Genomic DNA, 26,450 nt, shown 5'->3' on the forward strand with positions numbered 1-26,450 from the left:
AAAGAAGGAGATCCCGTATGGAATCCGCAATCGACCAACATCTCAAATGCCCTCGTACTCTTTCGCGCCGGGTGGGCGACGATTACCAGCCCCCCTTCCCGATGTGGGTCGGTCGCGCTGACGACAGCCTGACCCAGGTGACGATGGCCTACCTCGGCATCCAGTTCAAGGAAGAACAACGGGCGGCGGCACTGCAGGCCATGCGCCATATCGTCGCCAGCTTCGCCCTGCCCGATGGCCCGGGCAATCACGACATGAGCTATCACCTCGACAATGCAGGATATGGCAACTTCATCGTCGTCGGATATTGGCGTGATGCAGGTCGCTATTGCCGCTGGATGCGCTCCCCCGAAGTGGCCGGATGGTGGGACAGCGAAGCCCGCCTCGCCGACGGCATCGGCTACTTCAGGGAAGTATTCTCGCCCCGCGCCGAACAATTCGAGACCCTGTATGCCTTCAAGGAAGAGCTGCCAGGGGTGGGCGCCGTCATGGATCGCATCAGCGACGACATCGAGGAACACGGCTATTGGGGATCGATGCGTGACCGTATCCCCGCCTCGCAAGTGGACCGGATGCGCCCTCGCGGCCAGCTTGAAGTGATCTCCGGCGACCCCACCAAAGGCGGCCGGGTGGTGATCAAGGGCCACGACAACATCGCCCTGATTCGCTCCGGCCAGGACTGGGCTGATGCCGACCCGGATGAGCGTGCGCTCTATTTCAACGAGATGCTGCCACCGCTGCAGGATGGCATGGACTTTCTGCGCGACCAGGGAAAAGAGATCGGCTGTTACAGCAATCGCTTCGTGCGCAACGTGGACCTGGATGGCAAGCTGCTCGATATCGCCTACGACATCGGCCACTGGCGCTCGCTGGATCTGCTGGAACGCTGGGCCGAATCACATCCCACCCACCTGCGCATCTTCACCACCTTCTTCAAGGTCGTCACCGGCTTGAAAAAACTCAGGCTTTATCACGAAGTGTCGGTCTCCGACGGCGCCACGCAATGGCTGGAATACATCAACTGCCATCCGACCACCGGCATGTTGCGCGACGCCCGGACTTCCTGAGCAGAAACACTCCTCGGCCAGTCAACTGACAGGTCATTGGCAAGACCACTGGGCAATCGCCCCAGTGGTTTTTTTTCGCCCTGCGCAACATCCTGGGCACTGCCTGGAACGACACCGACCTCGACTGCCAGCATTTGCTGCGCTGCGCCGAAAACCCTCTCCCCTCAACGCTTTCCCGCCAATCGACGGTGGCGACGTGCGCTTAATCCATCGATGAAGTTGCTCCATGAGCGGAGCTTGCCCGGATATCCGAAGGCAGGCATAAATTTTGCAAAAAACATGTAGCGTCGTTGGCAGCGATGCATGAAATTCTATTGCCCTTGTGCGTTCATCTGACAGATACTTTGCTACCAGGGATCGGTCCTCCAGCAGCCACAACGCTGCACGAAACCAGCCAGTCAAGCGTTGGCCAGCCCGGTAATCAGTCACCATGTCTGCATCGACTCGATACATCAGGAGTGCCCCTCATGAAGGCTCAATACACCACTGCGATCGTCGAAGCGCCACGGCGCTTCGAGTATTGGAATGATGTCGTCTGTCGTCATTGCCTCCAGGCGGACAGCAAGTTATCGGGAGAACCCGTCTTCGACGGCGCCATGTCCGTCAATTCCATCGGGATGCTCGACATGGCCATCATGAGTTCGCCCTTGCACCATTGGCGACGTGATGCGCACCATATTCGTTCAAATCCCGACGACGACCTGTGGCTGGCCTTCATGGTCAGCGGTCAAGCTTATCTGGCACAGGATGGCCGGCAGACACGCCTGCAATCGGGCGACATGGCCTTGTATGATGGCGCCCGGCCGTTCGAGTTTGCCTTGGGCCCGGAGAAAATCTATCTGACACGCTTGCCGCGCAAGTCCCTGTTGAGCCGCTGCCCGGAGGCCGAACACATGACCGCGCAGTTGATCGATGTGCGCCGGCCCGGTGTGATGGCGCTGCGCTCGATGCTGGAAGAGGCAAGCACCTGCGAATTCAACGATGCCGAATCGGCGGTACGCTACAGCGCCGCCTTGCTGGACGTGCTCGCCTTGAGCCTGGCCGCGCCCGGTGCCAGGACAACTGCGGCAGAAAAGAATGATCTCTACAAACGTGTGCTCGCCTATCTGCGTGAGAACTATACCGATCCGCAACTCAATCTCCACGTCCTGGCCGCAGCTCACCACGTCTCAGAACGAACACTGACACGCGCCTTTGCCCAGCACAACCAGACACCCATGGACGTGCTACGCCGGGTGCGACTGCAAGCCAGCTATCGTGCCCTCACCGAAGGCAATGCCGGCAATGTCACCACGGCGGCACTGGACGCCGGATTCTCCGATCTATCCCACTTCAGCCGGGTATTCCGGGCCACCTTTGGCTGTACGCCGCAGAGTTTGTTGTCGCACTAGGGTCTGGTTCCATAAACAATAAAGGCTGCCGATTGGCAGCCTTTATTGTTTCGTTCCACCTAGGTCAGTTTCACGAATGCACCTGATCGCTGGCAATGGCCCGCCCGATGACCAGTCGCTGGATATCGTTGGCCCCTTCATAGATCTGACAGATGCGCACGTCACGGTAAATGCGCTCGACCGGAAAGTCGCTGGTATAGCCGACGCCACCATGGATCTGGATCGCATCGGAGGCAATTTTCTCGGCGGCCTCGGAGGCAAACATCTTGGCCATCGATGCCTCCTTGAGGCAAGGACGCCCCTGATCCTTCAACTGGGCGGCGCGCCACACCATGAGCCTGGCCGCATCCAGCAAGGTGTTCATGTCGGCCAGGCGGAAATTGACGGCCTGGTGGTCGATGATGGGTACTCCGAACGATTCCCGCTGCCGGGCATAACTGACGGCGGCCTCGAAGGCGGCACGTGCCATGCCCACGCTCTGCGCGGCGATACCGATGCGGCCGGCTTCGAGATTGGACAGGGCGATGCGGTAGCCATCGCCTTCCTTGCCAAGCAAGGCCGTGGCCGGCACGCGGCAGTTTTCGAGGATGATCTGGACCGTATCCGAAGCGTGTTGCCCCATCTTTTCTTCGCTACGCCCGACCACGAACCCGGCCGTATCGCACGGTACCAGGAAGCAGGAAATCCCCTTCTTGCCAGCGGACCTGTCGGTGACGGCAAAGACGATGGCTACCCCAGCGTGCTTGCCACTGGTGATGAATTGCTTGGTCCCGTTGAGGATGAAATACTCACCATCGCGCTCGGCTCTGGTCCTGATGGCGGCCGCATCCGATCCGGTGTGTGGCTCGGTCAGGCAAAAGCAGCCCAACATCTCGCCGCGTGCCAGCGGCTTGAGCCATTGCTCCTTCTGGGCCGGGCTACCGTATTTCTCGGTGATGCCACAGGCCAGGGAATTCTGGACCGACACGATGGTAGAGGTGGCGCCGTCGCCCGCGGCAATCTCTTCCAAGGCCAGCACCAGACTCATGTAATCCATTCCGGCGCCACCCCACTGCTCCGGCACGCACATGCCCATCGCGCCCAATGCGGCCAGTTCCTTCAAGGCCTCGGCAGGAAAGGTGTGATTTTTGTCCCAGTCCGCGGCAAAAGGTAACAGGCGTTCCTGGGCAAACTGCCGCATGGCATCACGAATCATCTCGTGCTCAGGGCTCAACAACATGTCCATCTCTTTCTCCCTACAAACGGCATTCGACCGTCACGACAGCGCCAGGGCGATCGCAGTCGCTTCACCGCCACCGATGCACAGACTGGCGATGCCGGTCTTGAGCCCGCGCGCCTTGAGCGCGCCCAACAAGCTCACGATGATGCGCGCCCCGGAAGCACCGATAGGGTGTCCTAGCGCACAAGCACCGCCATGAACATTGATCTTCTCCATGTCGATGTTCAGTTCCCGGCTGGCCGCCATGGGCACTACCGCAAACGCCTCGTTGATTTCGAACAGGTCGGTGCTGACGGCATCCAGCCCGGTCTTGGCGAATATCTTGCGCAGCACGCCGATGGGTGCGGTGGGGAATTTCTCGGGGGCACCCGCATACGAGGCATGGCCGAGGAACCTCGCCAGGGGCGTCAGGCCCTGCCGAAGAGCTTCCGATTCGCGCATCAACACCAAGGCCGCCGCGCCGTCAGAGATGGAAGAGGAATTGGCCGCAGTGACGGTGCCATCGCCACGGAAGGCTGGCTTGAGCGTAGCGATGCGCTCCAGGTTCACCGCCATCGGTCCCTCATCCTCAGCGATCACGACGCTGCCCTTCTTTCCCGCTACCTCGACCGGAACCACTTCCCAGTCGAAACCGCCACTGCTGATCGCCTGGCGCGCGCGCAAGGTGGACTGCACCGCGTAGGCATCCTGCTGGTCGCGGGTGAAGCCGAAGTCGCTGGCGCAATCCTCGGCGAAGGTTCCCATCAGGCGGCCGCGATACTGGTCCGAATACGCGTCTTCCAGTCCATCGAGGAACATGTGATCCAGCAACCTGTCATGCCCCAGCCGGTAACCGCGTCTCGCCTTGGGCAGCAGATAGGGGGCATTGGACATCGACTCCATGCCGCCAGCCACCACCAGCGACGCCGACCCGGCCAGGATGCTGTCATGCGCCAGCATGACGGCCTGCATGGCCGAGCCGCAGACCTTGTTCAAGGTGGCGCAGGCGACCGACTGCGGCAAGCCGGCACGCAAGGCGGCCTGGCGTGCCGGGGACTGGCCCAGGCCAGCCTGCAGCACGCAGCCCATCCATACCTGTTCGATCTGCGCGATCTGCTGTGCGGATAAGCGGGCCCGTTGCAGGGCCGCCGCTATCGCCAGCGCCCCCAACTGTGGCGCCGGCAGATCAGCCAATGCACCCTGAAAGCTGCCCATCACGGTACGGGCCGCCGACACAATCACCACCGGGTCTGCAGACATGGTTTTCCTCTTTGTAACTTCATTCATATTCACGCGTCTTGTTCGTTGACGACTCTCCCTGGATACCGCTACTTGGCGCTCATGCGAAGTGCGCCATCCATGCGGATGACCTCGCCGTTCATATAGCGGTTTTCCAGGATGTACATGACCAGGCTGGCGAATTCGGACGGCTTGCCCAGCCGAGGCGGGAAAGGTACGTTGCGGCTCAGGGATTCCCGCACCTCCTCGGACATTCCCAGCATCATGGGCGTTTCGATGATGCCGGGCGCAATCGTCATGACGCGTATGCCATGACGCGCCAGCTCGCGTGCCATCGGCAAGGTCATCGACACCACTCCGCCCTTGGAGGCGGCATAGGCCACCTGCCCCATCTGCCCCTCAAAGGCGGCAATCGAGGCCGTGTTGATGATGACGCCACGCTCGCCCTCTGTGTCGGCTTGGCCAGCGCTGATGTGCTGTGCCGCCAGCCGCGCCATGTTGAACGATCCCACCAGGTTGATGTTGAGGGCACGCATGAAGCTGTCCAATCGATGCACACCGTTCTTGCCCAGCAGCTTTTCGCCCGGCGCAATGCCGGCGCAGTTGACCAGGCCGACCACCGGTCCCATGGTGCCGGCGACCTCAAAGACCTCCTGCGCGCTGGCCTCGCTGGTGACATCAGTCAAGACGAATCTGGCGTGGGCGCCGAGCGTGGCCTGCATCTTTTCACCAGCCACCGGGTTGACGTCCGCCAGCACCACCTGCGCGCCGGCTCTGATGAGCTGCTCGGCAGTGGCCGCACCCAACCCGGAAGCTGCGCCGGTGACGACATAGACACCTTGTTTGATAGCCATTGTTTCTCCTCGATTATTCTGGATTGCATTGAACGCGATCAACGCGTTTCAGGGATGCTCAGCCCGCCGGTCCGCTTCCATCTTGCGCAGCACGAAACGCTGTAGCTTGCCGCTGGGCGTCTTGGGCAGCGCATCGACAAACTCGATGGCGCGAGGATAGGCATGGGCGGAAAGACGCCGTTTGACATGTTGCGCCAATTGTTCCGCCAATTCGTCGCTGGCCTTGAACTTGTCCGAGAGCACCACGAAGGCCTTGACGATCTCGGTGCGCTCCGGGTCGGGCAAGCCGATGACGGCCACATCGGCCACCGCAGGATGCTCCAGCAGCGCGCTTTCGACATCGAAGGGCCCGATCCGGTAGCCAGCCGAGGTAATGACGTCGTCGGAGCGACCGATGAAGCTGATGCTACCGTTTTTCTCCAGCTCGACGTTGTCGCCGGTGGCGTAATAACCGCCGGCAATGGCAGGCGTCTCCTGCTTCCAGTAACCGGAAAACCAGAACAGCGGCGAGCGCGCAATGTCGATGGCCAGTTCGCCGGGCTGGTTGGCACCGAGTTCCTGCAGATTATCGTCCAGCACCACCACCCGATACCCTGGCATGGCAAAGCCGGCCGACCCTGGCACGACCTCATGCTGCAAGGCATGGTGGTTGTTGACCACCATGCCCAGTTCGGTCTGTCCGTAATGGTCATGGATGGGGACATCCAGGGCGCTGGCGAACCAGCGCACCACCTCGGCATTCAAGGGTTCGCCGGCACTGCTGACGGCGCGCAGTTGGCCCTTGACGCTGGCGGCCGCTTCTTCGCCGGCGGCCATCATCATGCGATAGGCGGTGGGAGCACCGGCCAGGCTGGTGATGCCCAGGCGGCGGATGAGCTCGTAGCTTCCCTGGACGGTGAATGCGGCTTCGTTGAAGGTAATGCCCTGCCCGATGGCCAAGGGGCCGATGATGGCGTAATAGAGACCATAGGCCCAGCCCGGATCGGCCATGTTCCAGAATTTGTCCTGCGGCAGCAAGCCTACTGCCTGGCGCATGTAGACCGCGAACGCCTGCAAGGCCGACAGCGGCACCGGCACGCCCTTGGCCGCACCTGTGGTGCCGGAGGTGGACATCATGAACATCAGGTCGCTACCGCTTCGCATGACCGGCGCGAAGTCATCGGACTGGGCGTCCACGGCCGCGCGAAAATCGATATCACCAGCGCGCAAGGGGTCGCTGCTCTCCCTGACCGTGCAGACTTGCGGACAATGGGCAATCTCATCGAGCTTGGCCCGGTTGGCCACATTGGTGACGATCAGACGAGCCCCGCTCAGTACCAGCCGATGCTCGATCGCCTTGGGCCCGAAGGCCGTAAACAGCGGCTGGTAGACCGCACCGGCGCGCAGCGTACCGAGTACCGTGGCCAATAGTTCCGGCGTGCGCGGCAGCATTCCGGCCACGATCTGGCCCGGTTGTATGCCTTGCTGCTTGAGCAGATTGGCTACCCGCGAGGCCATCGAACGGATCTGCGCAAAACTGTATGGGTGATGCTGGCCATGTATGGAGACAAAATCCAGGGCGATATTATCTGCCTGGATATGCCGGTCGCAGCACTCGACACAGGCGTTGATGCCAGTCTCGAAGTCTCCTTGGAATTGCTCTCGCAGCGCTTCGATACGAAATGCTGCATAGACGTCGGCATAGTCCGGCTTGCGCGGAACGGGGATAGGGGCAGGCATGGTGTCGTCTCCACTTTGTATTTTTTGCGCTTACACTGGTAACTTCGGTGACTTCGCTGTGTATGGCAATAGATACTAGGCGGGCAGAACATTGCAAGCAATGACAAATACCTGCTGATTCCTTGATCGGATTTACCATGTTGAAAAAGGCCAGCGACACGCCTTCCATCCCTTTCGCTTTCGTTGAAGATGCCCTGGGCTGCCTGCTCAGGCAGGGATACGAGACGGCACCGGTGCTCCAGCAAGCCGGGCTGGTCAGCAATGAAGATGAGCTCGGCCCCGTCACCGCCGAGCAATATGGGGCGTTGTGGCTGGCGATTGCACGCATCACGGACGATGAATTCTTCGGCCTGTCGGCCCGTCCCATGCGCCAGGGCAGCTTCACCTTGCTCTGCCATGCCGTGCTGCATTCGCAGTCGCTGGGGCAGGCCTTGCGCCGGGCATTGCGCTTCCTGCGCATCGTGCTCGATGAGCCCTATGGCGAACTGCACGTCGAGGACGGCAAGGCGCACATCATCCTGATCAAGAACAGATCGCCCTATCCCGCCTTCGCCTATCGGACGTTTCTGCTACTGCTGCTGGGACTGGCCTGCTGGCTGGTGGGCCGGCGCATTCCCTTGCAGCGCATCGACTTTTCTTGCGCGCTGCCGGAAGGACGGCCGGATTACCTGGAATTCTTCGGGGTGCCCGTCAACTTCAACAAGCCGCGCTGCTGCCTGAGCTTCGATGCCGTCTACCTGGACCTTCCGGTGATCCGCTCCGACATCGCCCTGAAGCCCTTCCTGCGCGATGTCCCGGCCAACCTGTTGGTGCGCTATCGCCACGACACCGGATGGGTGACCCGGCTGCGCGACTGCCTGAAGCAATCCTCCCCCACCGACTGGCCGGACTTCGACGTGATTGCCGAACGGTTCGAGGTGTCGCCGGCAACGCTGCGACGGCGACTGCGTGATGAAGGACAGAGCTATGCCTCGCTCAAGGATGAAATACGCAGTGGCCTGGCGCAGGCGCTGCTGGGCAAGAATGAGTTGAGCGTGGCGCAGATTTCCACCCAACTGGGTTTCACCGAACCCAGTGCCTTCCACCGGGCCTTCAGGAAATGGACCGGGAAAAGTCCGGGGGCCTTTCGCCGCGACTTGCTGCAGATCAGGGTCGGCGATCGCGTCGGAGCATGACCGGCAACGGGCTGGACACGGCACTGGCTGCATCACATGGCAGGGGTGCGACGATTCCATCAAGAGATGAATTTCCCGTCAGGCGCGCCCTTCCCGTCTCATCATCTGCGGCGCCACCCCATACCCCCGTATGAACACTTCGCGCATGTGGCGCCGATCCCGGAACCCGGTTTCGCGGGCGATCACTTCCAGCGAATGCCGGCTCTGCTCGATCATCAAACGCGCCGCCTCCAGCCGCAGTCCCTCGATGGCCTTGGAAGGTGACAAGCCGGTCTCGGCCGAAAAGACGCGGCTGAACTGGCGCGGACTCAAGTTGGCTTCCTCGGCCAATTCTTCCACCGTCAGCGGGCGCATCAGGTTCTTGCGGGCATAGTTCAAGGCGTTCTGGATGCGATCGGTCTTGGGCGCCAGCGCCAGCATTTCCGAATGCTGGGTCTGGCCGCCGGTGCGGTGCTGGTGCATCACCAGCTTGTGCGCCACGCCGCGCGCCACCTCCTCGCCCAGGTCCTTGGCCACCATGGCCAGGGCCATGTCCAGGCCAGCGGTCATGCCGGCCGAAGTCCAGATGGGACCATCGACGATATAGATACGGTCGTGCTCGACCTGGATCTCGGGAAACCGCGCCTGCATCTCGCGTGCAAAGAACCAGTGCGTGGTGGCACGGCGCTTGGCCAGCAGGCCCGCTTCGGCCAGCACGAAGCCACCGGTGCAGATAGCGGCGATGCGCCGGGCACTCTTGCCGGTGCGCTGCAGGAAGCTGCGTTCATCCGGGCTGGCGGGTGAGGCCAGCGGGTCGGCCACGCCGCAGATCATCCAGCTGTCCATATGATCGGCTTGCGACGCCGGAGTGGTGGTGATGGACATGCCCAGCGAGGAAAACACACTGCCACCGGCCACCGAGAAATTGTGCAAGGCATAGAAATCCTCGCCGGCGACCTTGTTGGCATATTCGAAGACGCTCTGCGTGGCCAGGCCCATGATCTGGAAACCGTCGGTCAGCAAATAGCCGATGTGGTGCATGTTCTTTCCTTCCCTGGTGTGACGATGCCGAGGGCATCACCCTATCCGTCCTCACGGGAAATCGCAAGCCGTTGATGTCTGCCGCCCCACTCAGCCACACTCAAGATACCCGTGTGGTAGTGAGGACATGTGCGGCGCCTCGGATCAGGCCGCCTGCGACAGCACCGACTGGCCGGCCTGTGCCCGTATGGCACTGATGTGCTCGAACAGATAGCGCGCATCGCGGTCGATGCCCGAGAAACGTCCCGAGCCCCAGGTGTATTGCCACGGCAGCCCGAGAAAATACAGGCCCGACGCTGCCGTGACACCACGCTCGTGGCCGGGATAGCCGCGACCATCGAAGATCGGTTCATTGATCCAGCTGAAATCGGTACGAAAACCAATGCACCACACCACCGCCGAAATGCCTGCCGCGCGCAGGTCCAGCGTGCGTGGCGCGTCCGACTCGGGTTGCCAGAGCGGCACGTAGCGCGCCTCGCTGGGGGCATCGATCTGGTTGGCGGCGATGAATTTGTCGATGCTGTCCTTGATGCTTTCGGAAACCGCATCAGCATCATCCAGGTAAGCCTTGAGGCCGCCCCCGAAACGTGCCACCTCTCCTTCCAGCGCCTCGAACTTGCCATAGAGCTGCATTCCTTCCAGGGCGAACTTGCGCAGGTCGATGTCATGCCCGCCATCGCGGCCGGTGACGTAGTGATTGGTCTTCTCGCGCACACCGGTACCCAGCGGATGCTGGTCCACCGGCAGATCGTAGTACTTCATCTTGTCCAGCCACTCCACCACATCCTTGCCGCGATAGCTGCGCGCCACACGCGGTGCATCGCCCACGCCCAGGTGCACGCGGCGGCCAGCCAGGTGCAGGTCTTCGGCGATCTGGCAACCGGATTGACCGGTGCCCACCACCAGTACCTCGCCCGCGGGCAGCGATTGCGGGTTGAGGTATTGGCTGGAGTGGAGCTGCACGATGTGCTGCGGCAGACGCTCGGCCGCACGCGGCACCACCGGGATGTGATAGCCGCCCACGGCCACCACCACCTGGTCGGCGGCATACTGGCCATCGCTGGCACTGATGCGCCACCGCGCGCCGTCGCGCCAGAGCTTGTTGACCGTCACGCCCTCGCGCACGGGGGGATCGAAGCTGGCGACGAAACCATCCAGGTAGTCGACGATTTCATCCTTCTTCATGAAACCATAGGGGTCGTCGCCGCGATACGGATAACCCGGCAGATTGCACTGCCAGTTGGGGGTGACCAGGCAAAAAGTATCCCAGCGCTCGTTGCGCCAGGCATGGCCGACCTGGTGTTTTTCCAGCACCAGGTGATCGACGCCAGAGCGCTTCAGATACCAGCTCATGGACAGGCCGGCCTGGCCGCCGCCGATGATGATGACGCTATGGTGGCGCACGGCGCCTTGCTCTTGGGTATGCATGATGTTCCTCTTGGGATGAAGTCTGATGAGATAGGCCGATAAGATGGGCCGATGGAGCGTTCAGGGCAGGAAGGATTCGACCACCACCCGGGCATCGGCGGCCCCCTCGAAGCGGGCCGCGGTCTCTTCGATGCGGCGCAACTGGTCCATGGCCGAGGAGCAGGCAAAGCCATACTTCTGGCGCACGCGCTCGCTACCGATGTTCAAGGCCGTGGCACTGCGTTCGACGAAGTCGGCCAGCGCATAGCTGCGCCCGGCCTCCAGGTGTTCCTTGACCACCAGCGAGGGCGAATAGCAATCGCTGACGGTGTCGTCCGGCCAGCGGACACGAAAGTGCATTTCAGGCATGGTGTTCCTCGCAAAATGAGGCTGCCGGGGCGCGGCAGCCGAGATAGTCGTTATAAAGATTCACATGGCGCTGAGCCGAGCGCATCCAGGAAAAGTCCGCGCACACCCGACTGCCGGCGGCGATCATGCTGGCGCGCACGGTAGGGTTGAGAGCGTGGGCGATCCCGGCGGCAATGGCGGCCGGGTCCTGGGGATCGACCCAGGCGCAGCAGTCGCCATCGAGGTATTCGGTAAAGGGCGCACGGCGCGAGACCACCACCGGCACGCCACTGGCCATGGCTTCCAGCACCACCAATCCGAAACCTTCCTTGAGCGAAGGAAACACCAGCGCATCGGCGCAACGGAACAACGCCGGCATGTCGACATCGGCCACCTGCCCCAGGATGCGCAGCGCGCCCGCCGGCAAGCCAGCAGCCTGCCACTCCAGCTGGAACTGCTGCTGATAGGCGGCGTGATCCAGCACGCTGGCCCCACCCGCGATGACCAGTTGCGCCTGCGGATAGACCCGGCGCAGTCGCACAAAGGCACGCAGGATGCCCAGCGTATTCTTGCGTGGCTCCACCCCGCCCACAGCCAGCAGCAACGGTGTGCCGTCCAGGCCCAGTTGCGCGCGCAGGACGGCGTCACGGTGGCTGCCTTGCGGCGTATAGCGCTGCGTATCGACGCCATTGGAAACCAGCTCGGCCTGCACACCATGTTCGCGTCGCAGGATCTCCTGCCAGGTACGGCTCACGCACAGCACGCGGTCAGCGGCGCGATAGCCGCGCTCCTGCCAGCGATGCAGACGGCTATCCTCGAACTGGTCGAGGTGATGCACGGTGCGCACATAGCCGGCGATCATCCCGCGCTCGGTGAGCGTGGCCAGTGCATTGGCACTGATGGAGTCCTGGGCGTGATAGAGGTCGAAGTCCGTCATGCCAGGCTGAGCGAAGCAGCGCAGGTAGTCCTCGATGCGCAAGCGCACCATGTCGGCGATATCCGCGCTATGTAACGCCCCCGGTACTGGATGGAAGTGGCAGGCCGCGCGCCGGAACAAGCCCTTACCAGCGGCATCAGGCGCCAATAGCGTGGTTTCATGGCCCAGCGCCTGCAAGCCTTCGGCCAGCTGCAAGGCGTGCACCACGCCGCCGCGCGGATTGACCGAGTGGGTCAGCATGGCAATCTTCAAGCTCTGTCTTAATGCGCTCATGTCAGGTCACCTTGCGCGGGCCGCAGCCGATCAGCGCTTCTTGATCCAGGTTCCAGAACGGCCATTGCTGCCCCTGCCGCGCCAGCGTCAACTGGCGGCTGTCGTCGATGCGACCGATGGAGGCCGCCGCAATGCCGCGCCGGGTAAAGCGCGCCAGTACCTCCGGCAGATGCGCATCGGCCACGCTCAACAGGAAGCCATAGCTGGGGAAGGCCGTCAGCCAGCGCAGCAAGTCGGCGTCAGATTCCGGCGGACGCGGGATGGCATCGAGCTCGATGCACGCGCCCTTGTCGGAGCACTCCAGCAACATCAACGCGGTGCCGATGACGCCGGCCATGCTGATGTCCTTGGCGGCACTGACCAGGCCTTCTTCGGCCAGCGAGGGCAGCAATTCCAGATCGGCACGCAAGCGCTCGGCGCCCGCCCCGGTGCTGGCGTTCCAGTAGGCATAAGGATGCTGGTAGCGCCCGCGCAGATCGATGGCCGCCACCAGATGTTCACCACTGCGCGCATCAAAGCTGGTCAACAGCCGCCTGGCACGGCCCATGATGGCCACCGACAATTGCTCGCGGTCATTGCGGGCATTGCTGTGACCGCCCACCAGCGGCACGCCATACACCCGCGCCGCCTCGGCCAGCCCTTCCAGCACCGGCCGTGCGGCCTCACCGCCCCGGCTCCACAGGGCATCCACCACGGCCAGCGGACGGCCCCCCATGGCATAGATGTCGCTGACGTTGACCATCACCCCGCAATAACCGGCAAACCACGGCTGCTGCTCCACGAATTCGTTGATGAAGCCCTCGATGGCAAAGAGCAGGTAGCCATCGCCATCGGGGATGGCCGCGCAATCGTCGCCCACGGCCAGGGTATGGCCCTGGTGCCGGATCGGTAGCGCCATGTCCAGCGTCTGCATCACCCCGTCGATATCGCGCTTGTGGGCGATGCCGCGTGCGCTGCGCAAGTGCTCGACGATCTGCGCCAGCGTGGGCGCCGGGTCACGGGCGTTCATGGCTGTGGCTCCTGGCGTGGCTGCACCAGGAAACCCTGCTCGCCGTCGCTGATGGGCGGATAGAAATCCAGCTCGGCCTGCATCAGATGATGAGGCAAGCCATGCACCTCGATTTCAGACAGGGTATGCCAGTGCAGACGCTGGAACAACGGCGCATTCTGGCTCTGCACCTGGGCCAGGAAGGTGTGGCAGCCATGGGCATGGGCCGTGCAGACGGCCAGCTTGATCAAGCCGCTGCCCACCGCACCGATGCGCCGCGCATGTTGCGCCACGGCCAGCCGCGAGCCATGCCACACACCCGGCGCCGATTCATGGATGCGCACGGTGCCGACCACCATACGGCTACCATCGCCGCCCTCCATCACCGCCACGATGGGCATCGCGATGGCGTCGATGGCATCGGCATCATCATCCTGGAACACGCCCTGCTCGGTGCAGAAAACGTCACGCCGCAAACGACGCGCGGATTCGCGCTCCCAGGGCTCCAGCGCCAGCTTGATGCGCACGCCCTGGGCCGGCGCCAGCGGCGCTGGCGTTTTCTGCACCAGTGCTGTCGTGCTCTCGATCACGTCACTCATGATCATTTCCTTTCGAAGGAAGACAGCGAAGAGCAAGCCCCGCATTTGCCGCAACCGGCCTTGGCATCTGCGGCGCGCATCCCGGCACTGTCCAGCATGGCGGCCAGCGGCGCCAGCAGACGGCGCATGGCCGCGCCATCCGGTGCAGGATGATCTTCCAGGGGCGTGCCGGAGATCGGCACGAAAGGCACCACGAAGGGATACACACCCAGCGCAATCAACTGTTCGCTCATGCGCAGGATGGCGTCGTCGCTGTCGCCCAGGCCGGCCAGGATGTAGGTGCTGACCTGCCCGCGGCCGAACACCTCGACGGCAGCGGCGAAGGCTTCCAGGTAACGTTCGACCGGGACCGTGGCCTTGCCCGGCATGATGCGCTTGCGCACCTCGGGGGTGACCGCTTCCAGATGCATCCCCAGGGTATCGATGCCGGCATCGGACATGCGCCGGAACCAGGCGTTGTCGTCCGGGGGCTCGCACTGGCCCTGGATCGGCAGGTTCACGGCCGACTTCACGCCGAAGGCACTCTCGCACAGCAGTTGCGCGCCGCGGTCGGTGGCGTTGGGGGTGCCGGTGGTCATGACCATGTGCTTGACGCCATCCAGCAGCACCGCTGCCCGCGCCACCTCGCCCAGTTGCTCGGGGGTCTTGCGCAGGATGGTGCGACCGGCTGCCAGCGACTGGCCGATGGCGCAGAACTGGCAGGACTTGCGGCGGCTCTCGTAGCGGATGCAGCTTTGCAGGATGGTGGTGGCCAGCACATCGGCCCCGTGCAGGGTGGCGATCTTGCCGTAGGGGATGCCATCGAAGGTCTGCATCTTGTAGAAACGCGGCTGCCGCGGGAAGGACACCACGCCCACCTCCACCCCGTCACGCAGGATGCGCGCAGCACCATCGGCGCCCGGCTGGGTCGCCACGTAGGGCGAGGACCAGGCCCCGGCGGTATGCACCGGAATCATCACGGTATGACCATCGACGGTTACCGCCTTGTGGTCCGAGGGACCGGCCCCGCCGCGCCGGCTTTGTGCGCCGGCAGTGGGATCGTCAAGACGCAGCCCTAAGGATTGCAGTTCCGAGATCAGCTCCATGGGAGCCTTGCGGCTCGCCAGCGGGGGATGCAACTGGATGACGGTTGTCTGCATGATGAGACCTCGCGAAAGAAGAAGTGACAGGAGAAGCGACTGGTTGCGGGAACAGCGACGCCATGGGCGCAGCGGGGCGATCATCGATCACCAGGTGCAGCAGTTCGGGGCGCGCATAGTGGCCCACCGAATCCATCATGCGCTTGCGCTTGGTGACCAGTTCCATCTCCAGGTCGGCCACCAGGATGCCCTCGCCACTGCGCAGCGGCTCGGCCAAGAGCTTGCCCTCGGGCGAGACGATGGCAGTACAGCAGCCGCCGCGCAGCGCCTTTTGCGCCTTGGGATCGGGTTCGATGGCAGCGATCTGGGCATCGGTGAGCCAGCCAGTGGCATTGACCACGAAACAGCCCGATTCCAGCGCATGGTGACGCAGAGTGACTTCCATCTGATCGGCAAAGATCTGTCCCACCATGGAACCAGGGAATTGCGCGCAGTGGATTTCCTCGTGCTGCGCCATGAGGCTGTAGCGCGCCAGCGGGTTGTAGTGTTCCCAGCAGGCCAGCGCGCCCAGCCGTCCCACTGCAGTAGGCACCACCTTCAGGCCACTGGCATCGCCCTGCCCCCAGATCATGCGTTCGTGATAGGTCGGCGTGATCTTGCGACGCTTCAACACCAGCTCGCCATCGGCATCGAACACCAGTTGCGTGTTGTAGAGCGTGCCGTGGTCGCGCTCATTGACGCCCAGCACGACCACCGTGCCGTGCTGCCGAGCCGCGGCAGAGACGGCCTGGGTGACCGGGCCGGGCAGCTCCACCGCGCGCTCATAGAGCAGTAGATGCTCCGGCCCCGCAGCGAAGGGTGGCCGCACGAACGAGAAGTACGGATAGTAGGGAACGAAGGTTTCGGGAAACACCACCAGTTCCGCTCCTTGTGCGGCAGCCTGTGCGATGGCCTCGCATACCTTGGCCACGGTGCCGTCTGCGCTGTCGAGGTCGGGCGCGATCTGTACCGCTGCTGCCCGTACCGTTCTCTTGTTGATACTCATGGGCCACCCTTTCGCTTACAGGGTCCAGGTGTCGAGAATGAAGGCGTTGTCGCGACGATGCAGCAACACCAGATCCAGTACGTCCAGCGGATTGATGGGACGGATGCCCGGGATCAGCGAAGGCTCGCCATGACCGTACAGCGCCTGCAGGGCGAAGCGGCAGGCATAGACCTTGCCGCCCTCTTCCATGAACTTGACGATCTGCTTGTTGAAGTTCTGGTGGCCGGGGAAGGCTTCGTCGCCCAGTGTCGGAAAACCGCGCTGCACGCCCAGGGTCACGCCCGGGCCATAGAGCAGGATGGAGGTCTCGAAACCCTTGCGCTTCAAGCGCGTGGCCTGCAGCAGGTTGACGAAACCGATCGAGCCTTCGAAGGCCACGGTATGGAAGGTCACCAGTGCTTTTTCACCCGGCTGGGCTTTGACGTCTTCGAACACCTTCTCTTCATAATCCACCAGGAAATCGCCGGGGGCGTGGGCGGCTTGAGTGACTGCGGGCATGGTGATACTCCTCTCGATTGCTGTTGGTCTGCACTTGGGGAAGTGGTCCGGCGACCTTGCCGTGACGCTGGCATTGAATGCATCAGGTGTGCCAGCAAGACGCCATCAATGCTGCAATTGACTGCATCAATATCCATACAATCGCGGTTTTCCGAGAACCTCTCCAGCACCCTCGCGGCTTGCAGAAACACACTGTATGGGAAGCTTTTTGCGCCCCGCGAAGCAATCCATTCAATCCCTCCATACAATCGCGCAAACCCTTGCGCACCCTGATACAGCGGCGTGTTTTAGGCTGGTGCAGACAAACCCGGAAGCATGATGCAAGGCAGTGCAGAGGCAGCCCTGTCAGAGCGCCATTGGATGGAATGCAAATTGCATTCAATGAAGAAATGCGATGCAGTCAATATTGAGTACAGGCAAGCCCAGCGAGGAAAGCACCATGCCCAAGAACAGCACCCTGTGGGTTCCCAAATTGAAGAAAGGCAGCGGCCCGCTCTACCTGGCCATTGCCAATGCGATTGCCGAGGATGTCGCCACCGGCCAACTGCAACCGGAACAGCGCCTGCCCCCGCAGCGCAAGCTGGCCGAGCTGCTGGCACTGGACTTCACCACCGTGGCGCGGGCCTATACCGAAGCACATCGACGCGGCCTGGTGGATTCGGTGGTGGGACGCGGCACCTTCGTCTGCGGCAAGCGCCGCCCGCGCATCCCGCGCGTGACCGAAGGCCGGCCCAATGTCGATATGTCGATGAACATGCCGCCCGAACCGGAATCGAGCGAACTGGTGGCCCTGATGCAGGCGGGCTGGAACAAAGTCAACGGCAAGCTGCGCGAGCTGATGCGCTACCAGGATTTCGGCGGTTCAGCGGAAGACCGCGAAGCCGGGGCACTGTGGCTGCGCCGGCGTGGACTGGTGGTGGAACCGCAACGGCTGCTGGTTACGCCCGGCGCACAGTGCGCGCTGCTGGCCATTCTCACCATGCTGGTAGGACCGGGCGGCGTGCTGTGCTGCGAGGATGTGACCTATCCCGGTCTGCGCGCTCTGGCCGGGCAACTGGGCATCAAGCTGGTCGGCTTGCCGATGGACAATGAAGGCATCGACGCCGTGGCCTTTGCCGGCGCCTGCGCGCAGTACGCGCCCAAGGCCTTGTACTGCAACCCTACCCTGCTCAACCCGACCACCTGCACCACCTCGCTCTCGCGCCGCCAGGCCCTGGTGGAAATTGCCCGTCATTATGAAGTGGCCATCATCGAGGATGATGCCTACGGCTTCCTGCCGCGCACTGCTCCCCCGGCCATCGCCAGCCTGGGCAGCGAGCTGACCTTCTACGTCACGGGTCTGGCCAAGAGTGTAGGAGCGGGCTTGCGCATCGCCTATCTGGTGGCGCCAGACGCCAGCTCGGCGGCACGCCTGACGGCATCCCTGCGCGCCACCACCGTGATGGCTTCGCCCATCACCTCCACGCTCGCCACACACTGGATCCGCGATGGCGTGGCCGACCTGGCGCTGGCCAACATCCGCAAGGAATCGATGGCGCGCCAGAAGATCGCCGCCCGCATCCTGCCCGAGCACAGCTATGCCTCGGAGCCGGAAGCATTTCATTTATGGATCAAGCTGCGCGGCGGCTGGCAGGCCAGCAGCTTTGCCGCGCAGATGCGTTCCTCAGGCATCGGCGTGGTGGCCAGCGACGCCTTTGCCGTGAGTGCCGCGCCCGAGCAGGCCGTGAGGGTATGCATCGGCGGCATTGCCAGCCGGCATGACATCCAACATGCGCTGGAAGTGATCCGCGATGCGCTCAATGAGGCGCCACTGGCGCGACCGGCGGTGGTCTAGGCGCAGCAGCCGCAAGCCGCAGGATGCGGCAATACCATCAGGGTTGGCGTAACGGCGCAATCGCCGATCGACCCAGCGTACCGGCACTGGCCAGCAGACGCAGACGCGCAGAGCGCCAGTCTGCCAACGAGCGCACGCGCTCCTGTTCAGCATCTGCCAGCGCCGCCTGGACATTGAGCATTTCCACGATATCGGCGATTCCCCTGTCGTATCTGCGTTGCACGTTCTCCAAGGCATGTCGTGCAGCATCCAGCAATGCTTGCGATGACACCAGGCTGGCCAGTGCCGCCGTTGCCTCGGCATGAGCAACGGCAATATCGCCCAGGATTTGCGACTGGGTCTCTCTGAGTTCCGCCTCTTTGAGTTCGATCTGTCCCTGCGCCCCGCGTACTTTGTAGGTGTGGGAGAAACCGTCGAACAGGGGAATATTGAGACTGACCCCGACCACGGTCTCCCGGCCTTGCGTGAGCGTGCCGGCCTGATTGGGACGGCCATTGAAATAGCGGCTCGCGCTCAGATCCACCGTAGGCAGGCCATCGGCGCGGGTCGCTTCGAGCTTGTTACGCGCTGCTTCCAGCCGCGAGCGTGCGGCGAGGATGGCGGGATGCTGCTGGCGGGCTGCTTCCAACCAGTCGGCAAGATCCTGTTCAAGCGTGGATTGTTCATCTTCCATATCAGCGGCCAGCGCCATACCTGGCACATCCTGCGCTTGCAAACCGATGACCACCATCAGTGCAGTCAGCGCTTTCTTGTATTGGCCCATGGCCCGGGCACGCTCCAATTCGGCCTTGGCCAAAGACGTCTGTGCCTGCAATGTGTCTGTTTTCGCGCCAAGCCCGCGCGCTTCGCGCCGCCGTGCCACGGCCAGCGTCTCGCGCGCCAAGGATTCCCCGCGCTGACGCGCCACCAGGTTGGCCGAGGCCGTTTGCGCTTCAAAATAGAGACTGATCACGCTGGTCAAAAGACGCTGAATGGCTGCGTCATGGCTGGCGGAGGCCGCATCCAGCAAGGCGTCGGCAGCCCTGCGCTTGGCACTTCTGGCGCCCGCGTCGAGCAAGCGCCAGGTCAGCGTGTAATAGTGCGAACGATTGGACTGACGGCGATTGACCTGGAATGCGTTGTCGGCGTACTCGGCGTGCGTCGAGGATTGATTGACGCCTGCACTCAACGTCGGCAGATAGGCGGCTCGCGCCTCGCCCACCTGGGCGGCCTGAATCTTGATATTGGCCCAAGCCATTTGGACCTGGGCATTGTGGCACAGCGCCCAATCAACCGCCTGAGCCAAGGGCAACACCATCCCTGCGGCTGGCTGGGACGGACTGCACGCGTAGGTGGATCTATCGCCCGGCAGGATCTTGCCATGATCCAGCTCGGGCGGTCGCGATAACAAGGGGTCTTCCCATGGCGTGGCAAGATGCAGCGCCGATTCGGCCAAGGCTGGCTTGACCGCCAGGCAGAAGACCAGGGCCACCCAGCCCGCCATTCCAATGCGTTCAACGCTCATTGAGCGCCTCCCGTTGATGCCGCATCAGTGGCGAGAGCACATATTCGATCACGCGCCGCGTCCCGGTCTTGATCTCGACACTCACGCTCATGCCTGCCAATACCGGCAAACTCTTGCCATCCACCACCAAGGTATTCTTGTCCAGCACGATCTTGGTCGAGTAGAGCAGACCACGCTTCTCATCCGGGATGGCATCTCGTGAGACGTGACGCACCCTGGCCGCAAGCGTGCCGTACTTGGTGTAATCAAACGCATCGATCTTGACGCGTGCCTCCTGGCCGACCTGCAAGAAACCGACATCACGGTTTTCCAGGAAAGCTTCCACCTCCACCTCCGTGTCTTCCGGCACGATCTGCATCAAGGGCTGTGCGGCAGCAACGACGCCACCGACCGTATGCACATTGAGCTGCTGCACCGTTCCGCTGACTGGGGCGATCAACTTGAGCAAGCGACTGTGCTCCCTTGCCCGCCGCTGATCCTGCTGTGCTGATTCGATCACGCGAGTGGCTTCGATACGGGCATCATGGGCCTCCTTGAGGGTCTGTGCGATCAGTGAAGCACGTTGGCTAATCGCTTCGGCCAGTTGGCCTTTGAGGTCTATCCTGGCCTGTTCTCGTTCCAGCCATGCATGACGCGACACGGTCTGATCGGCCACCAATGCCTGATAGTCCAGAGCCCTCTGGCTGGCCAATGGCAGCGCCGCGCCATAGCGTGCAATCTCCTCATCCATGCGCCGCAAGCGCGCCATGAAATCCTGATACTGGCCATCCAGTTGGTGACTGACCGCCTCCCATTGATACCGTTCTACGCCATCGATCGCAGGCAGGTTTGGCGCGCGCCGGTTCTGCACCGCGAGTATCAGCGCGCTGGCACGCGCAGCTTGCAAGCGGGCCTGGGCTACCGTATCGGAGGCCTTGTCGTGTTCGGCGTCACTGCTGCTGGAATCAAGTTCGATCAGCACATCCCCCGCACGTACAGCCTGACCTTCGCGCACATGCAGTGCTTTCACGCTCGACACATCCACCGAGGCAATGGTCTTGGTCCGCGCAGACGGGATGACCTTGCCGGTGGCGTTGACGATGATGTCCATCCGGCCAAAGATCGACCAGAGCAGGGCAAAGACCACGATGAGCATGAGCGCGCGGCCAGTCCAGCGCAAGGACTTGGAGTCCGGCGCTTCCTGCAGGGCCAACGCGGCTGGCAGGAATTGAGCCTCATCCTGATTGAAGAAATCGTTTTTCAGACTGCGGCGGATAGTCCAGAAATGCCGGAACACCGAGTAATAGCGTCGCCAAAGCGCATGGCTTGCTTGCAGGCGGTGGCGTAAGCTCATGGCGCCTCCGCCGCTGGCACCACGCCCTGTGACTGAGGATCGCCTTGGAGCTGGAACAGATGCGCGTAGATACCATTGGGTATCTTGAGCAATTCCTCATGCCGTCCACTTTCGGCAATCTGGCCACGCTCCATCACGATGATGCGATGCGCATCCCGCACGGCAGAGAGTCGATGCGCAATGATCAGGACCGTGCGCCCGGCGCAGATCTTGCGCATGTTGTCCTGGATGACCCGTTCCGACTCATAGTCCAGGGCACTGGTGGCCTCATCGAAGATGAGGATGCCCGGATTACCGATCAGGGCGCGGGCGATCGCGATACGCTGTCGCTGCCCGCCCGACAATCCGCTCCCATGCTCTCCCACCAGCGTGTCATACCCCTCGGGCAATTCACAGATGAAATCATGGGCGCCGGCCAGGCGGGCGGCCGCGATGATGGTTTCGATGGGCAGTGAAGGATCGGCCAGCGCGATATTGTCACGAATGGAGCGCGAAAAAAGCACATTTTCCTGTAGTACGACGCCGATCTGTTGGCGCAGCGAAGCCGTGTCGATGACGGCAATATCCTGCCCATCGACGCTCACTCTGCCTCTGTCACACACATAGAGCCGCTGCACCAGCTTGGTCAGCGTGCTTTTTCCTGAACCGGAGCGACCAACGATGCCGATCACCTCGCCCGGTTTCACCTGCAAGGAAACATCGCGAATGACGTCTTGCGCATCGGGGCGATAACGGAAGCAAACCTGATGAAAGCTGATCGCGCCGGCCAGCTTGGGTATGCGTGTCTTCTGGCCAGCCACCTCGGAGCGCGCATCCAGCACATCCCCCAGGCGGCTCATGGAAATGCCGACCTGCTGAAAATCATTCCAGAGCTGCGCCAGACGCAGGATAGGTGAAGAAACCTGGCCGGCCAGCATATTAAAGGCCACCAGCTCGCCCACCGATAGCTGGTTTTCCACCACCAGCTTGGCGCCGAGCCACATGATGCCAACCGTCACCAACTTACTGATCAAACCGACGCTGCCGCTGGCCACCAGTCCGATGTTGGTGGTCGTTAGCCCCGCTGCCACGTAGGCCGCCAGTTGCTGGTCCCACTTCTGCTGCCAACGGGGCTCAACGGCCATGGCCTTGACGGTATCCATGCCCGTCAATGTCTCCACCAGGAAAGCCTGGTTTTCCGCTCCCTTGTTGAATTTCTCGTTCAGACGCGCGCGCAGAATCGGCGTGAAGATCAGTGACAGCAGCAAGTAGATGGGGATGGAAGCCAGCACGATCAGGCTCAGCGGCACGCTATACCAAAACATCACTGCAATGAAGATGAAGGAAAAGACCAGATCCAATACCAGCGTCATGGCATTGCTGGTGAGGAAAGTACGGATATTCTCCAGTTCCCGGATACGGGCGATGGAGTCGCCTGCGCGCCTGGCCTGGAAATAACTGATGGGCAGGCTCAAGAGATGCTTGAACAGCCGGGCCCCCAGCTCGACATCAATCTTGCTGCTGGTCCTGGCAAAGACTGCCGTTCGAATTGCCGTCAACACGGCCTCGAACACGGTGGCCGCCAGAAGACCGATGGCAATCACATTGAGCGTGGTCATGGCGTTGTTGACCAGCACCTTGTCCATCACCACCTGGAAAAACATCGGCGTCACCAGCCCAATGATCTGCAGTACCAGGGACAGCAGCAGCACCTCGACGATCATCTTGCGATACTTGACGATGGAAGGGATGAACCAAGTGAAATCGAACTTCGCCATCTCGGCGGCAAAGCTGGCCTTGCTGGTCAGCAAGACCATCTGACCTGACCAGAACTGCTCGAACTCCGGGCTGGTCATCACCCGTAACGATTGACCAGGTTGTTGAATCAGTATTCGCCAGGGGGTCTGCGTCTGATCCAGTTTGCCGATCAGAAAAAATCGACCGCTGCGGTCGATGCCCATGGCTGGCAGCGCAATACGATCCAGTCGCATCATTTCCGTGCGCACGCAGCGGGCCTTCATACCCAGCGACTTCGCCGCCAACAAGACGGTATCCAGATGGAACGGCTGGCGACCGAACTGATGCTGCAATTGCAGCGCATCGGCGGCTATGCCATGCAGCTTGGCCATCATCATCAGACACTGCAGTCCGGTATCAACAGCAGCGCTGCCCACATCCTCGGCTGCATCATTCACAGTCTCGCTCTTCACGCTTTCCTTCTACGACAAGATACGACCAACAATACGAAGCGACTCCATCTCTGCTGACGAGCCACCGCCCTCGGTGATGACCGGCCCGGTTGCGAGCCGGTCATCTTCAACGCTTAAGGTGAAGGAATCAGTGCGTGACAGTCATCAGCACTTTTCCATTGCTGGTCTGGCCCGAGCTCCAGCTGGTCTGGGTTGCCGCTGGCGGCGCAAAGGCCGCCATGGCTTGCACCAGGCGCTCGACATCGGTGTCGTACATCGTGAAGCCCTCGGCGGTCCTGATACGCTCGATACGGTTGTCCTTGCCGCTGCTGCCTCCCTGATACCAGTCCTTGATCGAGATCTGATCAGTACTCCCCATGACATTGATCTGCAGGTCGTCACCCACATGCTTGAACCACAGGTTGGTCTGGTTGATGCCGCTCAATTGCAGCACATCGAGGTTACCGGCGGTGGCGTCATTGTCGACCACCAGATCCTGGCCATCTCCTCGTGCGAACTGATACACATCATTACCCGCCAGTCCCACCAGGGTATCGTTGCCCAAGCCGCCGTTGATGATGTTGTTGCCGCGATTGCCCACCAGGGTGTTGGTCAAGGCATTGCCGGTGGCATTGATGTTCTCTTCGCGCAGCTTGATCGCATCGACGGTGTAGAGGCTGTAGGCGTTGGTGACGTTGGCCATGTTCTTGAAGTCTGCCAGCGAGAGATAGCGGGTCATGTCACTGACCAGCCCGCGGCCGGAATCGGCAATGTAGAAGCCATTGATGGCGCCGCTGGAGGCGTCGCACGCAACCCCCGTCAAGGTCACCATATGATTGACGCTACCGCTGCCTACATAGCGGTTGTCGTTCCACAGCTTGCCGGCGTTGACGGCCAGCAGCACACCCTGGCCGGCCTTGATCAGATTGCTCAAGATCTGCTCGTCATAGCCAGCGAAGGCGCCGTTACGCACGCCATAGCTGTTGAGCAAGGCACGCTGGTCGACGATGGTGGTACCACCGCGCGAACCATCGTCGACCGAGTTGTCGGTGATGCACCAGCGGTTATCGATGGCGCGCTGAACTACCTGTGCCTCCGTCAGCGAGCGATCCGACTGGGTAATCAGGTTGGCGATACTGGTCAAGCCGCAGGTACCCTGGTAGCGCGCCACTGCATCGCCCTGGCGATAGTCGAGTTCATAGGCCTTGGGATAACCGTAGACCAGGGTGGCAACACCGTCCACCGAACCCTTCTGGGCCTTGGAGTAGTCCAGCAGGGTCAGATTCTCGACATTGGCAGCGAGGGTGCAACTGACACGGGAATTGACCACGTCCACACCTTCTCCGGCAAGCTCGACGACCACGTCACCGGCATTGTCCACGTAGTAGGTATCGTTGCCCTGACCGCCCAGCATCACGTCTGCCCCGGTCACGCCGTCGAGAATATTGTCACCGCTATTGCCGATCAAGCGGTTGTTCAAACTATTGCCGGTAGCGTTGCTATTGCCGCCCTCCAGCAGGCGCAGTTCTTCGATGTTGGCATTGAGAACGTAGCTGCCGGCTGCGTTGACCCGGTCATAGCCTTCGCCGCTCAATTCCAGGATGGAATCGCCGGCACTGTTGACCACATAGATGTCATCACCTTTTCCGCCCTGCATGGTATCGGCGCCACTGCCACCGTCGAGATAATCGTTGCCTACGCCGCCGATGAGCACGTCGTTACCGGCACCGCCATACAAGAAATTGTTGTCGGCCGCGCCAGCGGCAAGCGCACTCTGATCGGAAGCCACACCGCCGACCAGGATATCGTCTCCAGCGCCGCCGTAGAGCACGTCATCGCCGGCCCCACCGAAGAGGCGATCATTGCCGCTCTCACCGTAGAGTTGATCATCGCCATCGCCGCCGATGAGCAGATCATCACCTTGACCACCGTCGAGCAAATCCCTCCCGGCGCCGCCTTGCAACTGGTCATTGCCTTCTTCGCCATATAAGCGGTCGTCGCCCTCGTAGCCAAGCAGGGTGTCATTGCCGGTACCACCCCACAGGTTATCGCTACGGCTACTGCCGCCCATCAGATCATCGCCGCCGCCCGCCAGGAAATTGACCAGCAAATTGGTGTCGAAGTAGCGGCCATGAAAAGCAGCGTAATAGCTGGCATCGAACCTGTCGTTACCGTCCGTGCCGATCAGATAGCTGCGATTGCCATTGTTGATCTTGATCTGATTGGGCTGGAAGGAGATGGTCTGGCCGCTGGCGATCCGATACACATTGTCCGTATCCCGCAGGGTACGGTAGTTGCTGGCCGGAGCGGCACCGCCATAGACCGCATTGCCGGCGACGTAATAGGCGAATTCGCTGGAATGGATGCCGGACAGACCGGCCCTTGCCAGCGCCGCGGACAGCGTGGTCAATTCGCCGATGTCACCGCGCCCGTCCTCGTTAGCATCGGTCCAAGCATTCAAGCCATTCAACTCGGCGCCGCTGAGCTTGCCGTCACCATTCTTGTCGAGCGCGGCCAGTTGGCTCGCGGTCATTGCCTGGTTGGCGCTATTGAAGATGCGCAAGGTCTTGCCGGCAAGAACCTGCGTATGGTCGACCACCGGCGAGCGGCTTTCGGTAAAGGCACCCGCCGGTGCCAGGGATTCGCGTGAAAAACTTTGCGCCAGGCCAGTAGCTCCCGCGGTAACGACTGGTCGGCTGGGGGAAGTGGCTCTGCTGCTTTGGGTACGGCCATTGGAGAAATGGCTGCTGGATGGTTGCACAATGAACTCCATT

At 62.0% G+C, this 26,450-nt stretch carries 21 protein-coding genes; 4 read left to right on the top strand and 17 right to left on the bottom strand.

What is annotated here, in order from left to right; genetic code table 11:
• Positions 1-17 precede the first annotated feature (17 nt).
• Positions 18-1,067, top strand: coding sequence for an aliphatic aldoxime dehydratase (oxdA, locus tag RC54_RS15250; protein ID WP_061789726.1), 1,050 nt, complete (start codon positions 18-20; stop codon positions 1,065-1,067).
• A 467-nt stretch (positions 1,068-1,534) separates the two neighbouring features.
• The gene (locus RC54_RS15255) at positions 1,535-2,458 is read left to right on the top strand and encodes a helix-turn-helix domain-containing protein (protein ID WP_061789725.1); all 924 of its coding nucleotides are present in this window, start codon (positions 1,535-1,537) and stop codon (positions 2,456-2,458) included.
• Between the two features lie 70 nt (positions 2,459-2,528).
• Here RC54_RS15255 and RC54_RS15260 read toward each other — a convergent pair whose 3' ends face one another.
• The 4 genes from RC54_RS15260 to RC54_RS15275 form a co-directional block, all read right to left on the bottom strand.
• A complete protein-coding gene (locus tag RC54_RS15260; protein ID WP_061789749.1) occupies positions 2,529-3,677 on the bottom strand; it encodes an acyl-CoA dehydrogenase family protein in 1,149 nt (382 codons plus the stop codon).
• A gap of 36 nt (positions 3,678-3,713) precedes the next feature.
• Entirely contained in the window at positions 3,714-4,916 is a 1,203-nt protein-coding gene (locus RC54_RS15265) for an acetyl-CoA C-acyltransferase (RefSeq protein ID WP_061789724.1), read from the bottom strand.
• A 68-nt stretch (positions 4,917-4,984) separates the two neighbouring features.
• Positions 4,985-5,749 carry an SDR family NAD(P)-dependent oxidoreductase gene (locus tag RC54_RS15270; RefSeq protein ID WP_061789723.1) on the bottom strand — a complete coding sequence of 255 codons (765 nt, stop codon included), beginning with the start codon at positions 5,747-5,749 and terminating at the stop codon, positions 4,985-4,987.
• Positions 5,750-5,797: 48 nt separating this feature from the next.
• The gene (locus RC54_RS15275) at positions 5,798-7,468 is read right to left on the bottom strand and encodes an AMP-binding protein (RefSeq protein ID WP_061789722.1); all 1,671 of its coding nucleotides are present in this window, start codon (positions 7,466-7,468) and stop codon (positions 5,798-5,800) included.
• Between the two features lie 137 nt (positions 7,469-7,605).
• On the opposite strand from RC54_RS15275, the gene RC54_RS15280 reads away from it, so the two are divergent.
• Positions 7,606-8,643: an AraC family transcriptional regulator gene (locus RC54_RS15280; protein ID WP_017450201.1), complete on the top strand. Its 1,038-nt coding sequence runs from the start codon at positions 7,606-7,608 to the stop codon at positions 8,641-8,643.
• 78 nt (positions 8,644-8,721) lie between these two features.
• On the opposite strand, the gene RC54_RS15285 is transcribed toward RC54_RS15280, so the two are convergent.
• From RC54_RS15285 to RC54_RS15325, 9 genes are all read right to left on the bottom strand, one after another.
• Positions 8,722-9,663 (bottom strand): GlxA family transcriptional regulator, encoded by a 942-nt coding sequence (locus tag RC54_RS15285; protein WP_061789721.1) that lies wholly within the window; start codon positions 9,661-9,663, stop codon positions 8,722-8,724.
• A gap of 144 nt (positions 9,664-9,807) precedes the next feature.
• Positions 9,808-11,091 (bottom strand): MSMEG_0569 family flavin-dependent oxidoreductase, encoded by a 1,284-nt coding sequence (locus RC54_RS15290; protein ID WP_061789720.1) that lies wholly within the window; start codon positions 11,089-11,091, stop codon positions 9,808-9,810.
• A 60-nt stretch (positions 11,092-11,151) separates the two neighbouring features.
• Positions 11,152-11,439, bottom strand: a complete 288-nt coding sequence (locus tag RC54_RS15295; RefSeq protein WP_058895972.1) for an MSMEG_0570 family nitrogen starvation response protein — start codon at positions 11,437-11,439, stop codon at positions 11,152-11,154.
• Positions 11,432-12,628, bottom strand: a complete 1,197-nt coding sequence (locus RC54_RS15300; RefSeq protein WP_061789719.1) for an MSMEG_0565 family glycosyltransferase — start codon at positions 12,626-12,628, stop codon at positions 11,432-11,434. The genes RC54_RS15295 and RC54_RS15300 overlap by 8 nt, the downstream gene beginning before the upstream one ends.
• Before the next feature lies 1 nt (position 12,629).
• On the bottom strand, positions 12,630-13,637 hold the full coding sequence (locus RC54_RS15305) for a sll0787 family AIR synthase-like protein (protein ID WP_061789718.1): 1,008 nt from the start codon (positions 13,635-13,637) through the stop codon (positions 12,630-12,632).
• Positions 13,634-14,215 (bottom strand): MSMEG_0567/Sll0786 family nitrogen starvation N-acetyltransferase, encoded by a 582-nt coding sequence (locus RC54_RS15310; protein ID WP_171938766.1) that lies wholly within the window; start codon positions 14,213-14,215, stop codon positions 13,634-13,636. The genes RC54_RS15305 and RC54_RS15310 overlap by 4 nt, the downstream gene beginning before the upstream one ends.
• A 2-nt stretch (positions 14,216-14,217) precedes the next feature.
• A complete protein-coding gene (locus RC54_RS15315) occupies positions 14,218-15,300 on the bottom strand; it encodes an MSMEG_0568 family radical SAM protein (protein ID WP_017450194.1) in 1,083 nt (360 codons plus the stop codon).
• On the bottom strand, positions 15,257-16,339 hold the full coding sequence (locus RC54_RS15320; RefSeq protein ID WP_058895975.1) for a Nit6803 family nitrilase: 1,083 nt from the start codon (positions 16,337-16,339) through the stop codon (positions 15,257-15,259). Before RC54_RS15320 ends, RC54_RS15315 begins: the two co-directional genes overlap by 44 nt.
• Before the next feature lie 15 nt (positions 16,340-16,354).
• Positions 16,355-16,837: an MSMEG_0572/Sll0783 family nitrogen starvation response protein gene (locus RC54_RS15325; RefSeq protein ID WP_017450192.1), complete on the bottom strand. Its 483-nt coding sequence runs from the start codon at positions 16,835-16,837 to the stop codon at positions 16,355-16,357.
• Positions 16,838-17,276: 439 nt separating this feature from the next.
• Between RC54_RS15325 and RC54_RS15330 the strand changes: the two genes are divergently transcribed.
• A complete protein-coding gene (locus RC54_RS15330) occupies positions 17,277-18,671 on the top strand; it encodes an aminotransferase-like domain-containing protein (protein WP_061789717.1) in 1,395 nt (464 codons plus the stop codon).
• Positions 18,672-18,708: 37 nt separating this feature from the next.
• Here the strand turns inward: RC54_RS15330 and RC54_RS15335 are convergent, their stop codons facing one another.
• The 4 genes from RC54_RS15335 to RC54_RS15350 all read right to left on the bottom strand — a co-directional run bounded on the left by RC54_RS15335 (position 18,709) and on the right by RC54_RS15350 (position 26,437).
• Positions 18,709-20,175: a TolC family protein gene (locus RC54_RS15335; protein WP_058895977.1), complete on the bottom strand. Its 1,467-nt coding sequence runs from the start codon at positions 20,173-20,175 to the stop codon at positions 18,709-18,711.
• Positions 20,165-21,508: an HlyD family type I secretion periplasmic adaptor subunit gene (locus RC54_RS15340; protein WP_061789716.1), complete on the bottom strand. Its 1,344-nt coding sequence runs from the start codon at positions 21,506-21,508 to the stop codon at positions 20,165-20,167. Before RC54_RS15340 ends, RC54_RS15335 begins: the two co-directional genes overlap by 11 nt.
• Entirely contained in the window at positions 21,505-23,697 is a 2,193-nt protein-coding gene (locus RC54_RS15345) for a type I secretion system permease/ATPase (RefSeq protein WP_279635685.1), read from the bottom strand. Before RC54_RS15345 ends, RC54_RS15340 begins: the two co-directional genes overlap by 4 nt.
• A gap of 127 nt (positions 23,698-23,824) precedes the next feature.
• Complete coding sequence (locus RC54_RS15350; RefSeq protein ID WP_244216352.1) at positions 23,825-26,437, bottom strand: calcium-binding protein; 2,613 nt, start codon at positions 26,435-26,437, stop codon at positions 23,825-23,827.
• Positions 26,438-26,450: the final 13 nt, after the last annotated feature.

The organism is Herbaspirillum rubrisubalbicans (assembly GCF_003719195.1).
Lineage (GTDB): Bacteria > Pseudomonadota > Gammaproteobacteria > Burkholderiales > Burkholderiaceae_D > Herbaspirillum > Herbaspirillum rubrisubalbicans.

Coding starts and splice junctions, on each gene's coding strand:
- RC54_RS15315 (WP_017450194.1), bottom strand. CDS start 15,300: ATGGAGCTGATCTCGGAACTGCAATCCTTAGGGCTGCGTCTTGACGAT.
- RC54_RS15310 (WP_171938766.1), bottom strand. CDS start 14,215: ATGAGTGACGTGATCGAGAGCACGACAGCACTGGTGCAGAAAACGCCA.
- RC54_RS15260 (WP_061789749.1), bottom strand. CDS start 3,677: ATGTTGTTGAGCCCTGAGCACGAGATGATTCGTGATGCCATGCGGCAG.
- RC54_RS15340 (WP_061789716.1), bottom strand. CDS start 21,508: ATGAGCTTACGCCACCGCCTGCAAGCAAGCCATGCGCTTTGGCGACGC.
- RC54_RS15255 (WP_061789725.1), top strand. CDS start 1,535: ATGAAGGCTCAATACACCACTGCGATCGTCGAAGCGCCACGGCGCTTC.
- RC54_RS15330 (WP_061789717.1), top strand. CDS start 17,277: ATGCCCAAGAACAGCACCCTGTGGGTTCCCAAATTGAAGAAAGGCAGC.
- RC54_RS15295 (WP_058895972.1), bottom strand. CDS start 11,439: ATGCCTGAAATGCACTTTCGTGTCCGCTGGCCGGACGACACCGTCAGC.
- RC54_RS15275 (WP_061789722.1), bottom strand. CDS start 7,468: ATGCCTGCCCCTATCCCCGTTCCGCGCAAGCCGGACTATGCCGACGTC.
- RC54_RS15280 (WP_017450201.1), top strand. CDS start 7,606: ATGTTGAAAAAGGCCAGCGACACGCCTTCCATCCCTTTCGCTTTCGTT.
- RC54_RS15300 (WP_061789719.1), bottom strand. CDS start 12,628: ATGAGCGCATTAAGACAGAGCTTGAAGATTGCCATGCTGACCCACTCG.
- RC54_RS15285 (WP_061789721.1), bottom strand. CDS start 9,663: ATGCACCACATCGGCTATTTGCTGACCGACGGTTTCCAGATCATGGGC.
- RC54_RS15335 (WP_058895977.1), bottom strand. CDS start 20,175: ATGAGCGTTGAACGCATTGGAATGGCGGGCTGGGTGGCCCTGGTCTTC.
- RC54_RS15325 (WP_017450192.1), bottom strand. CDS start 16,837: ATGCCCGCAGTCACTCAAGCCGCCCACGCCCCCGGCGATTTCCTGGTG.
- RC54_RS15265 (WP_061789724.1), bottom strand. CDS start 4,916: ATGTCTGCAGACCCGGTGGTGATTGTGTCGGCGGCCCGTACCGTGATG.
- RC54_RS15270 (WP_061789723.1), bottom strand. CDS start 5,749: ATGGCTATCAAACAAGGTGTCTATGTCGTCACCGGCGCAGCTTCCGGG.
- RC54_RS15305 (WP_061789718.1), bottom strand. CDS start 13,637: ATGAACGCCCGTGACCCGGCGCCCACGCTGGCGCAGATCGTCGAGCAC.
- RC54_RS15290 (WP_061789720.1), bottom strand. CDS start 11,091: ATGCATACCCAAGAGCAAGGCGCCGTGCGCCACCATAGCGTCATCATC.
- RC54_RS15320 (WP_058895975.1), bottom strand. CDS start 16,339: ATGAGTATCAACAAGAGAACGGTACGGGCAGCAGCGGTACAGATCGCG.
- oxdA (WP_061789726.1), top strand. CDS start 18: ATGGAATCCGCAATCGACCAACATCTCAAATGCCCTCGTACTCTTTCG.